Raw genomic sequence first — 12,771 nt, 5'->3', positions numbered from 1 at the left:
ACATGAAATCACTAACAATGCGTAAATCAATCGCAACACTTGGTGCAGCAACACTTGCACTAACACTTAGCGTTGCGATTACACCTTCGGCAACTGCAGCAGCACCTGTTTGTGCAACTGCAGCAGGCGTTGAAACATGTAATGGAACGCTTGCAAATGGCGCTGCATACCGGTTTATCGTGCCAACAAACTTCGGTGGAACAATGTTCTTCTGGGAGCACGGATTCCGTCCAACCTACCCAGGTGTTTCAGCTGTCCCAACTGGTATCGAAGAAATGACACCTGCAAGCGCTACTACTAAAACTGATGTCACAAAAGAGATGCTGCGCGCCGGTTATGGCATTGCAGCATACGATGGAACCGTCAAGGGTATGCGTGGTTGGAACAACACCTTCCGTGTAGAAATGCTCAAGGAAGTTATCGACACTGCGATGGCTAAGTACACAACCCGAATTACGAAGAAGGTTGTTTACGGCTCATCCCAAGCGGGAGCAATCATCACTCCATTCGTTGAAAAGTATCCAACTTATGCTGATTCAGTCGGCATCATGGCTGGACTTACTCCTTCTCCTGCTGATGCACTTCAATCTGCATGCGACATCTTCTATCTCTTGAGCATCTTTGCTGACCCAACCATCAAGGGTTGCGCGGCGATGGGCGTTAAGGGAGTTCCTGGCCATATGGCATCAGTTGGCGAACTTCTCAAAGTAGTTGCACTACTTACTACTTGGAGCAAAAACCTCGGTGCACCAGGACTTGAATATCCAGCACCACTTAAGGGATCACCAATTCCACAACGTTCAGCGCTACTTCTAACTGGTCTTCTAACTGGAGTTCCAACAAAGAGCGCTCACATGGATGGAATTTCAACTAACGCAGTTATTGCTGAACACAGCATCAACGCAACAGTTGCAATCCTTGAAAACATGGGAGAAGCAATTGCAACCGGCACACTTGCTGGTCAATCAATCTCCGAACTCACAGGTCCTGGCTTCTACGACAACACAAAGACTGATTGGGCAGCGATGCTCGATGAGGGCGATGCTGGTCGTTACAACCTCGGACTTTCAGGTGATGAAGCGATCGCAGCAATGCTTGGAGTTCTAGCTGTTGTGCCACGCGTTACAGGTAACGCTGATGCAATCGCCAAGTTCAAGGCGCTCGATAAATCAACATTTGCCTCAACGCATCCTACGATTCTGCTTTCTAATGAAGCAGATCGTCTTGTGTTCTCAGGTAACTCTGCTCGCTATGTAGATAAGAAGCGCGCAGTTTACGAAGCAGCACTTGCAAAGTGGGAAGCAAGCAAGACTGGTAAGAAGCCAGTTTGGAACACACTTGCTCTCTATGCGATGACACCAGAGACCTACACAAAGTTCACAGCAGCAGGCTTGCCTGATCTTGCTGGAGCTCCATCACCATCTGGCGTCGGACACCAATCGTTCACCACGGACCAGACAATGGCTTGGGTACGTATGTTGGCTGTCTCTGCTAAATCAGGAAAGATCCCAACTGGCAAGTATGTTCAATACATCGCCAAGAAGGTTCCTTACCTAAACGATGATCTCGATTATCGTCCAACTGATCTGAAGTACAACTTCGGATAAATCTGAAGTACGAAAGGGCCCTGAGGAAACTCGGGGCCCTTTCGCATTCTCTACTTTTTATTACCAACTATCCTTCGTGAGTGAAGATTTCTACCGCGCAGGAGATGTTCGGCCTGGGCCAACAACTCGGTTCTCAACTGCGCGCCGGTGATTTGATTCTTCTAAATGGTCCGCTCGGCGCAGGTAAAACGGTTCTTGTACAAGGAATTGGATCAGCGTTGGGCTTTCAGGAAGTTACTTCGCCCACCTTCGTTATTTCACGCATTCATAAAGGCCCACTCTCTTTAATTCACGTAGACGCTTATCGCTTACTTGAAAGTGGCAACGCAGCGCTTTACTTAGATGATCTGGATTTAGATACTCCGCGCGAAAGCGCAGTTACGGTTATCGAATGGGGTGGCACCGAATCTGCTCGCCTTTCAGATGATCGTCTAGAAATAGATATCGATCGCAGCGCTGAGGACCGAGTTGTAACAATTCGCGCAGTTGGCCCTCGTTGGGCGGGCTTCAAACTATGACAATTTCACTTGCAATTGATACGGCAACTTCACGAACAATTGTTGGAATTCTCGATGGCGATAAAGTCTTATTTGAAGGCTTTCATGAAGGTGCAACAGAACACGGTTTTGCGATAACCGAATTAGTTGTCAAAGCCTTAGCGGTTTGCCCAAAGCCAGATCAAGTAGTTGTCGGCATGGGGCCAGGACCGTTTACTGGATTAAGAGTGGGAATTACATTTGCACGCAGCTTTGCGATTGCCCGCGATATCCCGGTGATCGGAGTCTGTTCACTGGATGCAATTGCAGTTGAAAAAAACGAATACACAGTTGCCATCGATGCGCGCCGCAAGGAGATTTACTGGGCAAGTTATAGAGATGGGCAACGAGTTGCTGGCCCTGAAGTTAGCAAACCTGCCGAAGTAAGTGACTTCATTATCGATCAGTATCCAGGTTTAAAGAAGTTAGTCGCGCTAAGTGCTTCACAAAATGTTTCAGAGCCAATGTACTTGCGACGTCCAGATGCAGTACCAACCGCGGAGCGTAAATGATTAGCTACCGCGCCGCGATCCAACTCGATCTTCCTGTTCTAGTTTCAATGGAGCGAGTTCTCTTCGCCGATTCACCATGGACAACCGGACAATTTAAAGAAGCTTTTCAAGGCGTTCCGACTATCCGTCACTTCTTAGTTGCTACAAATGAGCAAGATCAGATCGTCGGATATGCCGCTGTCTTGGTGGTGGCACCTGGCGTAGAAGCCGATGTATTAACGGTGGCAGTACTGCCTGAATATGCGCGCCAAGGCATTGCTACGCACTTCATGGGCGAGCTCGAAAAATGGTCGCAATCGAAAGAGGCATCAGCGATGATGCTCGAAGTCGGCGTTGAAAATGCTGGCGCGATCGCCTTGTATGAAAAGTTGGGTTATCAAACTATTGCCACACGTAAGAATTACTACGGCCAAGGCCTTGATGCATTTGTAATGCGTAAGGAGTTTGGCGCATGAGCGAGCCAATAGTCCTGGGCATTGAGACTTCCTGTGATGAGACCGCAATCGGCATTGTCCGCGGACGCACGCTGCTTGCCAATGTAATTGCTTCTAGCGTTGATGAACATGCGCGATTCGGGGGAGTTGTACCTGAAATCGCGAGCCGAGCACATTTAGAGGCGATGCTACCCAGCATTGAAAAGGCAATTAAGGACTCTAAGATTTCGCTAAAAGATATCGATGCTGTGGCAGTTACTGCTGGCCCTGGTTTAGTTGGTGCACTTCTCGTCGGCGTTGCATCTGCCAGCGGTTTAGCACTTGGACTGGGCAAACCTTTATATGGCGTAAACCATTTAGCAGCGCACGTCAGCGTTGATTTCTTAACTCACGATCAACCAACTGATCCAACGATCGCTTTGTTAGTTAGCGGTGGACATTCATCCCTGCTGCAAGTAGATGACATCACTTCATCGATTACCAAACTCGGTGCAACGATGGATGATGCTGCAGGTGAAGCTTTCGATAAAATTGCCCGCGTTATGGGACTTGGTTTTCCGGGCGGCCCGGCGATCGATCGCACAGCTCTTTCTGGTTCGCCAACTGCAATCGATTTTCCACGCGGCTTAACAACGAGCAACGACTGGGCAACTCGTCCTTATGATTTCTCGTTCTCGGGGCTTAAAACTGCAGTTGCTCGTTATTTGGAAAGCACTCCGAATTATGCGAAAGCAGATGTCGCTGCCTCTTTCCAAGAATCAATCGTCGATGTACTTCTGCAGAAATCACTCGCTGCATGCAAAGCCACCGGAATCGATTCACTTGTTATCGCAGGAGGAGTTGCTGCGAATTCACGTCTACGTGCAGTGGCTGAAGAGCGCTGCGCTAAGGCCGGGGTTCGTCTGCGGATCCCAAGCCCGGCGCTTTGCACCGATAACGGGGCGATGGTCGCTGCTCTGGGCTCGCTGATGGTCGCTGCCGGCCGCGCACCTGGCCCACAGGCCTTCGATGCCGATTCTGCGCTCCAAGTTGAGCGCGTAGCCCTCTAGAACTAGAGTTAGCACTCTAAGCCCCACACTGCTAATTGAAGGAGAAAAAACCATGGCAGTTGCCATTAAGCCACTCGAAGATCGCATCGTTGTAAAGGCCTCAGAGGCTGAGACAACCACAGCTTCAGGTCTTGTTATCCCTGATACTGCAAAAGAGAAGCCACAGGAAGGCACCGTTGTTGCCGTAGGTCCTGGTCGTTTCGATGACGGCGTTCGCGTTCCTATGGATGTCAAGGTCGGAGACGTTGTTCTCTACAGCAAGTACGGCGGAACTGAAGTTAAGTACAACAACGAGGAGTACCTCGTACTTTCAGCCCGTGACATTCTCGCTGTAATCGAGAAGTAGTAATGGGAAAAATTCTTGAATTCGACGAGAAAGCTCGTCGCGCGATGGAGCGTGGAGTAAATATCCTCGCTGACACAGTCAAGGTAACACTAGGTCCTAAGGGACGTAACGTTGTTATCTCAAAGTCTTTTGGCGCACCAACCATCACAAACGATGGCGTGACAATTGCCAAAGAGATCGAACTTTCAGATCCAGCAGAAAATATGGGCGCACAGCTCGTAAAGGAAGTTGCGACAAAGACCAACGATGTTGCTGGTGACGGAACAACAACAGCAACCGTGCTTGCTCAAGCCATGGTTAAAGAAGGCCTTCGCAACCTGGCCGCTGGCGCACAGCCAATGGATCTAAAGATTGGTATCGAAGCAGCAGTTGTTGCTATATCTGCACGTTTAGCCGAGAACGCAACTGTCGTAAAAGACAAGGCACAGATCGCAGACGTTGCAACTATCTCTGCCCAAGATCGCGCAATCGGCGAGTTAATTGCTGAAGCGATGGACAAGGTCGGCAAAGATGGCGTAATCACCGTAGAAGAAGCATCAACCACAGCGCTCGAACTCGAGTTCACTGAAGGTATGCAATTTGATAAGGGTTACATCTCTCCATATTTCGTAACTGATCAAGATCGTATGGAAGCAATCCTCGAGGATGCTTTCGTATTGATCTCTGGCAACAAGATCTCCGCGCTCGCAGAGTTGCTGCCAGTACTTGAAAAGGTTGCGCAAGCAAATAAGCCACTTCTGATCATCGCTGAAGATGTTGAAGGCGAAGCGCTTTCAACTCTCGTTGTAAACCGCATGCGCGGAGTATTTACATCAGCGGCAGTTAAGGCACCTGGCTTTGGCGATCGTCGCAAGGCGATGTTGCAAGATATTGCAATCTTGACCGGCGGCACAGTGATCTCTGCTGAAGTTGGTATGAAGCTAGATCAGGTGAACATTGAAGATCTCGGTAAGGCTCGTCGCATCGTTATCACTAAGGATGCAACAACGATCGTTGATGGAGCAGGGGATAAGGCAGTTGTTGCTGCACGCGTCGCTGAAATCCGCAACGAGATCGCTAACACCGACTCTGACTGGGATCGCGAAAAGCTACAAGAGCGCGTTGCAAAACTCGCTGGTGGCGTTTGCGTAATCAAAGTTGGCGCACACACTGAAGTTGAGTTGAAAGAGAAGAAGCACCGTCTTGAAGATGCGATCTCAGCAACTCGCGCAGCAGTTGAAGAAGGAATCGTTATCGGCGGAGGCGCAGCACTTGTGCATGCAGCTGATGCTCTTGAAGGCGATCTCGGATTCACTGGCGATAAGGCTGTCGGTGTTCGCCTAGTTCGCAAAGCTTGCGATGAACCACTTCGTTGGATTGCAGAGAACGCTGGCCTAGAAGGCTACGTTGTAGTTGCAAAGGTTCGCGCGCTTAAGGCCCATGAAGGCTTTAACGCAGCAACTGATGTCTACGGCGATCTTGCAAAAGATGGCGTAATCGATCCAGTTAAGGTGACTCGTTCAGCACTTGCAAACGCGGCATCAATTGCAGCGATGTTCATTACAACTGAAGCAGTTGTATATGAGCGTCCAGCAGATGAAGTTGCAGATGCAGCTGGCGGACATGGCCACAGCCATGGTCCCGGTGGGCACAGCCACTAAGTAAGGAATTAAAAAACCCCGCTAACCGATTTGGTTAGAGGGGTTTTTAATTAAATCTTTATGACGCTTCGTAAATCGTTGGCCCTTCTTTGCCAAGCAATACTGCGCGATCATCTTCAGATAAACCGCCCCAGATTCCGTAAGGCTCTTGCACTGCTAGCGCGTGTGCACGGCATGCCTGGATAACTGGGCAAGTTGCGCAGACAGCCTTCGCTGCATTCTCGCGATTGCGACGACGTGGGCCGCGTTCCCCATCTGGATGAAAGAACATCTCAGCAGGAAGTTCGCGACAGGCGCCTTCGTACTGCCATTCCCAATGATCTGCGATAGGAAGCGGTAGACGTGATAGTTCAGCCATGTTTTTCTCCTTGCCTTGTTGTAGCCCAACCATACAACCGCGCCATAGGTTGTTCAAGTACCTATCGGTTCAAAAGTTGTTCGTTTCATCACTGTGCGAGCGTGTTTCAAGTGGTGGGGTGGGCCAGTTCACGCCACCATAGGCGTATGGAAGAGCTCCTGACGGTTGCAGCCGTTGCCCGCCAAATAGGCGTAGCCCCTGCCACTCTGCGGACCTGGGCTCGCCGTTATGGCCTGGGACCTTCCAGCCACGAGGCCGGCGAACACCGCAGATATTGTCCCAGTGATCTCGCCAAGTTAACTCTGATGCGCCGGTTAATCACAGCAGGCGTTGCACCCGCTGAAGCAGCCGAACAAGCGCTGGCGCATAAGGGCGAAGTAAAAGTAGAAAAGATTTTAAAGACTTTTGAAGTTCGCGAAGATGTTGTTGCCGCAATTGTTAATGCGGCTAATTCGCTCGATCGAAATTTTGTTGAATCCATACTGCGAAAAGATATTGATAAATACGGGGTTATTGATAGTTGGCAGGAAGTCATTGTTCCAGTTCTTGTCATAGTTGGAAATGCCTGGGCTGAAACCGGCACTGGTATTGAAGTAGAGCACTTACTTTCTGAGATCGTTACATCAATTTTACGAGATCGCACCAAGTCGATGAAAACGCCAATCAATTCTCGCCCTGTATTACTCGCATCTGTTGGCGAAGAACTTCACACCTTGGCCCTTCATGCCTTACATGCCGCCCTCTCTGATATAAAAGTGGAGTGTCATTTCTTAGGTGCGCGAACTCCACTTGAAGCGCTATCAAATGTCGTAACCCGCAGCGCCCCACCTGCTGTTTTCCTTTGGGCACAGCTTTCAAAAAATGGCGACCCAATGTACTTCCGCGACACTCCTGCGATTCGCCCAGCACCGCGCTATATCTTGGGTGGACCTGGTTGGGACCGCGAACAATGCGCTGATGTGGCCTTTGCCGATGATTTAACCCTGGCTTGCGAGCAAATTAAGCAGGCGATCGGAGCCTAAATCTCAAGTTAGACTAGGGCGCTCAACGATAGTTCGGAGGGCCCATGAGCAGCGATAACGACAAAGTCGCGATGCTCGGGCTGACTTACGACGATGTGCTCTTATTGCCAGATGCCTCTGAGGTTGTTCCCAGCGAAGTAAATACCGCAACCTGGTTAACTCGAAATATTTCACTTGCCGTTCCGGTCATTTCATCTGCGATGGATACCGTTACCGAATCAACGATGGCGATCGCTATGGCCAAGGCCGGCGGAATCGGAATCATTCACCGCAATCTGCCGATCGAAGAACAAGTAACCCACGTTAAGTTAGTTAAGAACGTTGGCCTTGCAGGTGCAGCAGTTGGCGTTGGCGATGATGGTTTTGCCCGTGCACAGGCTTTAATCGAAGCCGGCGTAGATGTAGTTGTTGTTGATACCGCACATGGCCATCACCGCGCTGTATTAGATGCGATCGAACGCATAAAAAAGTTTTCGTCCACTATCGAAATTATCGGTGGCAACGTCGCAACGCGTGCAGGCGCACAAGCGCTAATTAACGCAGGTGCTGATGCGGTAAAGGTTGGCGTTGGCCCCGGATCAATCTGCACAACGCGCGTTGTTGCAGGTGTCGGTGTTCCACAAATCACCGCAATCATGGAAGCAGCTAAGGCATGTAACAAGGCCGGCATTCCGCTAATCGCAGATGGTGGTCTTCAATATTCAGGTGACATTGTTAAGGCAATTGTTGCTGGCGCAAATTCAGTAATGCTTGGTTCACTTCTTGCCGGTTGCGAAGAATCACCAGGACAACTCGTTGAAATCGATGGCCGAAAGTACAAGGCATATCGCGGCATGGGTTCACTAGGTGCGATGCAATCTCGCGGAGAACAGAAGTCATATTCCAAAGATCGCTACATGCAAGACGATGTTTTATCTGAAGACAAACTTGTCCCTGAAGGTATCGAAGGAAGAGTTGCCTACCGCGGCCCAGTTGCTGAAGTTGTGCACCAACTCGTTGGCGGTCTGCGCAGCGGAATGGGTTATGCCGGCGCACCCGATATCGAAACGCTGCGCCGTGAAGGTCGCTTGATTCAAATTACTGCAGCAGGGCTACAAGAGAGCCATCCTCACGATGTCTTGCACGTTGCCGATGCCCCTAATTACAGCAAGAAGAGCTAAGGAAGGCCGCCATGGATATCGAGATCGCACCAGGAAAACGCGCCCGCCAGGCTTACTCATTTGACGATATCGCCATCGTTCCAAGCCGCCGTACTCGCAACCCCGAAGATGTTTCAACTGCTTGGCAGATCGATGCTTATAAATTTGATATTCCAATGATGGCAGCGCCAATGGACTCTGTTGTTTCTCCTGAAACTGCAATTGAAATTGGAAAGCTCGGCGGACTCGGCGTTCTAAACCTAGAAGGCCTCTGGACTCGTTATGACGATCCACGTATTCCACTTGGTGAAATAGCATCAATGCCAGATAAGCATGCCACTCGTCGCATGCAAGAAATTTACAGCGCGCCAATTCGCCCAGAGTTAATCAAAGAGCGCATCAAAACAATTCGCGACTCAGGTGTCACAGTTGCGGCATCACTTTCCCCACAGCGCACCGCTGAACTTCACAAGGCAGTTATCGATGCTGGTGTAGATATCTTCGTAATTCGTGGAACAACAGTTTCTGCAGAGCACGTTGGTAACGATGACTCAGCGCTAAACCTTAAGAAATTCATCTACGAACTCGATGTGCCAGTAATTGTTGGTGGAGTTGCTACTGCAACAGGTGCGCTGCACTTGATGCGCGCAGGAGCAGCTGGTGTTCTAGTTGGTTTCGGTGGCGGTGCTGCACACACGACTCGTAAAGTTTTAGGTATCGAAGTTCCGATGGCATCTGCTGTTGCTGAAGTTGCTGCAGCGCGCCGTGAATATTTAGATGAATCAGGTGGACGATATGTTCACGTTATTGCAGACGGTTCAGTTGGTCGCTCTGGCGATATCGCAAAGGCAATTGCCGTTGGCGCAGATGCAGTAATGATGGGCTCCCCACTTGCGAAGGCAACACAGGCGCCCGGACTCGGCTGGCATTGGGGATCTGAAGCACATCACCAAGAACTTCCACGTGGCGAACGCGTAAACGTTGGCACCGTTGGCACACTCGAAGAAATTCTTAACGGACCATCACATACATCTGATGGCTCAATGAACCTCTTTGGCGCACTTCGTCGCGCAATGGCAACTTCTGGTTATTCAGATGTTAAGTCATTCCAGCGCGTAGAAGTAATCATTCACGGAGCGTAAATGAGTAATTCGCAGAACGGCGTACTGGTCGTTGATTTCGGTGCGCAATATGCGCAGTTGATCGCACGCCGAGTTCGCGAAGCAAATGTTTTCTCGGAAATTGTTCCATCACATATCACCGCTGCAGAAGTTTCGGCCAAGGCGCCATCAGCAATTGTTCTATCGGGCGGGCCTTCAAGCGTTTATGCAGGTCGCGCGCCAAAGTTCGATGCTGAAATTCTCAAACTTGGTATTCCAGTATTTGGAATTTGTTACGGCTTCCAAGCGATGGCGGCAGCACTTGGCGGCGTTGTAAGCCAGACAGGTAAATCAGAATTCGGCCGCACTGAAATTAAGGCAGAAGTAAGTTCGAAGATCTTTGCAACGCTACCTGCGTCACAGAGCGTTTGGATGTCGCACGGCGATGCCGTTACACAAGCACCTGCTGGATTCACAATCTGTGCAGTAACAGCTGATACTCCTATCGCAGCATTTGAAGATGCCACCGGAAAAATCGCTGGCGTGCAGTTCCACCCCGAAGTTCTTCACTCAGAACATGGCCAGGCAATCCTGAAAAACTGGTTGATCAATATTGCCGGTTGCACACCAAACTGGACAACCGGAAACATTGCCGAGAATGAAGTTGCTAAAGCGAAGGCGCTCATTGGCAGCAAGCGCGTTATCTGCGGACTTTCAGGTGGCGTTGATTCAGCAGTTGCTGCCGCAATCGTGCAGCGCGCAGTCGGATCACAGTTGACCTGCGTATTCGTAGATCACGGATTGTTGCGCAGTGGCGAATCCGAACAAGTACAGCGAGACTTTGTAGCAGCCACCGGTATTGATCTAGTTGTTGTAGATGCGGTTGATCAATTTTTAAGTGCCCTTGCTGGTGTTACTGATCCGGAAACTAAGCGCAAGATTATTGGCCGTGAATTTATCCGCTCCTTTGAAAAGGCAGCGCGCGACATTGCCGCTGGGGGAGATGTTGAATTCCTAGTTCAGGGCACCCTTTACCCGGATGTTGTTGAATCAGGTGGCGGTACAGGTACTGCAAATATCAAGTCACACCACAACGTTGGTGGTCTTCCAGATGATTTGAAGTTCACTCTTGTAGAGCCACTTCGTACTTTGTTTAAAGATGAAGTTCGTCAGGTCGGTTTAGAACTCGGTCTTCCTGAAGAAATCGTTTGGCGGCAACCATTCCCAGGTCCGGGTCTTGGTATCCGCATCATCGGTGAAGTAACGCAAGATCGCCTGGAAATTCTGCGCCATGCAGATTTAATTGCGCGCGAAGAGCTAAAGGCGGCAGGACTTGATCGTCAGATCTGGCAATGCCCGGTAGTTCTCTTGGCGGATGTGCGCAGCGTTGGTGTGCAAGGTGATGGCCGTACTTATGGCCACCCAATAGTTTTGCGTCCAGTATCAAGTGAAGATGCGATGACTGCAGATTGGTCGCGCGTGCCTTACGAAACTCTAGAGAAGATTTCTACGAGAATTACCAATGAGGTTCGCGAAGTAAATCGCGTTGTACTTGATGTAACTAGTAAGCCGCCTGGAACGATCGAATGGGAGTAGGAACTCGACTATGAAAAGAATGTCTGCGCTCTGTGCCTTGGCAATCGCCGTGGCTTCGTTAGCTCCTGTTACTTCGACAGCCGCTGAGCGCCCAACTTCAGTTAAGGGTTGCGCTAAGCCAACTGCGAAGGCGCATGTGCCAGCAACGCTTAAGCAGCCAACTAGCGTTGATAAGAAACTTGCTAAAACGATGACGATTACTACAAATTGTGGCGTCATTACTATCGAGCTAGATCCAGCAGCGCCTCAAACCGTTACCAACCTCGCAACACTTGCGCGCTCAAAATATTTTGATGGCTCTTTCTGTCACCGCCTAACTACTGAAGGTATCTACGTTCTGCAATGCGGAGATCCTTCTGCGCAAGGAAATGGTTCACCTGGTTCTTGGAAAGGTTACAAAGACGAGAACCTTCCAACTAAGAAGATTCTTACCTATCCCGCAGGAACAGTAGCCATGGCTAACTCTGGCCCAAATACCAACGGCAGCCAGTTCTTCTTGGTCTATAAGGACACAACGCTGCCACCGAGCTACACAATCTGGGGAAAGATTAAAACTGGTTTGCCGCTCCTGCTGCGCATTGAAAAAGTTGGGGCATACCAAGTTGATCAATCAACCGGAAACGCTTACTACGCGGGCGATGGAATTCCGGTACAGCCAATTGAAATTAAATCGGTAACAGTTCGATAATTTTTTAGATTTATTAATTGGTATTGATAATCTTAAAGGCTTCAGCGATACGACCTTCAGGTAAGCCGCCCATTCCAGCGTTGCGGTGACCCCACTCGCGCACCATATTTTCAAGTTCCTTATTGTGCGCAGTCTGTGATGCATGTGCGTTTAACGCCTTCATCTTCAAATCAAAGGTATCGGTGATATCAACCCAGTGATCAGGGTTTGCAAAGCCCATCATCCAAACTTCTTTAACGCGATGTGGTTGCAAGCCCTCGTTATCAAGTAAGTCAGTAAATGCGAAAGGATTTCGTGCATCTGGGTAAACCGCTTGGATCGCAGCTTCACCGGCAGCTAAATGATCTGGGTGGCTTGCGCCGATCCGATCCCAATTGCGCTCTGGTGATTGGCAGACCATGCGATCTGGTTTGCTTATGCGAATACGACGGACAATATCTTTACGAAGTCCAAGTGTTGGTTCGAGATGGCCATCAACATAATTTAAAAATGTAATGTCGGTGACGCCGATTGCTGCTCCTGCTGCGCGTTGTTCGCGCTGGCGGATCGCCGGCATCTCCTCTTTGGTAAATCCTGATTCTTCGCCGCCTTGATCGCCATTGGTGCAGAAGACATAGGCGACTTCAATGCCCGCCTTGACCCATTGGGCGATAGTTCCGGATGCGCCAAAATCAGAGTCATCGGGATGTGCGTTGATGACTAGTACGCGCTTTATCTCTGAATTTGGTAGCGGCTCCATGACAG

Annotated in this window: 14 protein-coding genes; 12 read left to right on the top strand and 2 right to left on the bottom strand. The window is 49.8% G+C overall.

Annotated elements, in window-relative coordinates:
• Window positions 1–2 precede the first annotated feature (2 nt).
• From A1sIIB60_RS05595 to groL, 7 genes are all read left to right on the top strand, one after another.
• The gene (locus tag A1sIIB60_RS05595; protein WP_095677632.1) at window positions 3–1,607 is read left to right on the top strand and encodes a hypothetical protein; all 1,605 of its coding nucleotides are present in this window, start codon (window positions 3–5) and stop codon (window positions 1,605–1,607) included.
• A gap of 80 nt (window positions 1,608–1,687) precedes the next feature.
• A complete protein-coding gene (gene tsaE / locus A1sIIB60_RS05590) occupies window positions 1,688–2,125 on the top strand; it encodes a tRNA (adenosine(37)-N6)-threonylcarbamoyltransferase complex ATPase subunit type 1 TsaE (RefSeq protein ID WP_223298669.1) in 438 nt (145 codons plus the stop codon).
• On the top strand, window positions 2,122–2,655 hold the full coding sequence (gene tsaB / locus A1sIIB60_RS05585) for a tRNA (adenosine(37)-N6)-threonylcarbamoyltransferase complex dimerization subunit type 1 TsaB (protein ID WP_095689445.1): 534 nt from the start codon (window positions 2,122–2,124) through the stop codon (window positions 2,653–2,655). Before tsaE ends, tsaB begins: the two co-directional genes overlap by 4 nt.
• The gene (gene rimI, locus A1sIIB60_RS05580) at window positions 2,652–3,110 is read left to right on the top strand and encodes a ribosomal protein S18-alanine N-acetyltransferase (RefSeq protein ID WP_095689444.1); all 459 of its coding nucleotides are present in this window, start codon (window positions 2,652–2,654) and stop codon (window positions 3,108–3,110) included. Before tsaB ends, rimI begins: the two co-directional genes overlap by 4 nt.
• Window positions 3,107–4,138: a tRNA (adenosine(37)-N6)-threonylcarbamoyltransferase complex transferase subunit TsaD gene (gene tsaD, locus A1sIIB60_RS05575; protein WP_095689443.1), complete on the top strand. Its 1,032-nt coding sequence runs from the start codon at window positions 3,107–3,109 to the stop codon at window positions 4,136–4,138. The genes rimI and tsaD overlap by 4 nt, the downstream gene beginning before the upstream one ends.
• A gap of 52 nt (window positions 4,139–4,190) precedes the next feature.
• Entirely contained in the window at window positions 4,191–4,484 is a 294-nt protein-coding gene (gene groES, locus A1sIIB60_RS05570) for a co-chaperone GroES (RefSeq protein WP_095526936.1), read from the top strand.
• Between the two features lie 2 nt (window positions 4,485–4,486).
• Window positions 4,487–6,124 (top strand): chaperonin GroEL, encoded by a 1,638-nt coding sequence (groL, locus tag A1sIIB60_RS05565; RefSeq protein WP_095689442.1) that lies wholly within the window; start codon window positions 4,487–4,489, stop codon window positions 6,122–6,124.
• Window positions 6,125–6,182: 58 nt separating this feature from the next.
• Here groL and A1sIIB60_RS05560 read toward each other — a convergent pair whose 3' ends face one another.
• Window positions 6,183–6,482 carry a WhiB family transcriptional regulator gene (locus A1sIIB60_RS05560; protein WP_095689441.1) on the bottom strand — a complete coding sequence of 100 codons (300 nt, stop codon included), beginning with the start codon at window positions 6,480–6,482 and terminating at the stop codon, window positions 6,183–6,185.
• Window positions 6,483–6,628: 146 nt separating this feature from the next.
• On the opposite strand from A1sIIB60_RS05560, the gene A1sIIB60_RS05555 reads away from it, so the two are divergent.
• Genes A1sIIB60_RS05555 through A1sIIB60_RS05535 form a run of 5 tightly spaced genes read left to right on the top strand, consistent with a single transcriptional unit; the run spans window position 6,629 to window position 12,027 of the window.
• A complete protein-coding gene (locus A1sIIB60_RS05555) occupies window positions 6,629–7,504 on the top strand; it encodes a MerR family transcriptional regulator (protein ID WP_095689440.1) in 876 nt (291 codons plus the stop codon).
• A 44-nt stretch (window positions 7,505–7,548) separates the two neighbouring features.
• On the top strand, window positions 7,549–8,664 hold the full coding sequence (guaB, locus tag A1sIIB60_RS05550; protein ID WP_095689439.1) for an IMP dehydrogenase: 1,116 nt from the start codon (window positions 7,549–7,551) through the stop codon (window positions 8,662–8,664).
• Window positions 8,665–8,675: 11 nt separating this feature from the next.
• On the top strand, window positions 8,676–9,785 hold the full coding sequence (locus tag A1sIIB60_RS05545) for a GuaB3 family IMP dehydrogenase-related protein (protein WP_095689438.1): 1,110 nt from the start codon (window positions 8,676–8,678) through the stop codon (window positions 9,783–9,785).
• Complete coding sequence (gene guaA / locus A1sIIB60_RS05540; protein WP_095689437.1) at window positions 9,786–11,339, top strand: glutamine-hydrolyzing GMP synthase; 1,554 nt, start codon at window positions 9,786–9,788, stop codon at window positions 11,337–11,339. It begins immediately after the preceding gene.
• Window positions 11,340–11,349: 10 nt separating this feature from the next.
• A complete protein-coding gene (locus A1sIIB60_RS05535; RefSeq protein ID WP_095689436.1) occupies window positions 11,350–12,027 on the top strand; it encodes a peptidylprolyl isomerase in 678 nt (225 codons plus the stop codon).
• 13 nt (window positions 12,028–12,040) lie between these two features.
• Here A1sIIB60_RS05535 and A1sIIB60_RS05530 read toward each other — a convergent pair whose 3' ends face one another.
• Window positions 12,041–12,766: a PIG-L deacetylase family protein gene (locus A1sIIB60_RS05530; RefSeq protein WP_095689435.1), complete on the bottom strand. Its 726-nt coding sequence runs from the start codon at window positions 12,764–12,766 to the stop codon at window positions 12,041–12,043.
• Window positions 12,767–12,771: the final 5 nt, after the last annotated feature.

This window comes from Candidatus Planktophila lacus, from assembly GCF_002288385.1.
Classification (GTDB): Bacteria; Actinomycetota; Actinomycetes; order Nanopelagicales; family Nanopelagicaceae; genus Planktophila; species Planktophila lacus_D.
Note: the sequence above shows the minus strand (reverse complement) of the source record. Positions and strands in the feature narration are given on the sequence as shown.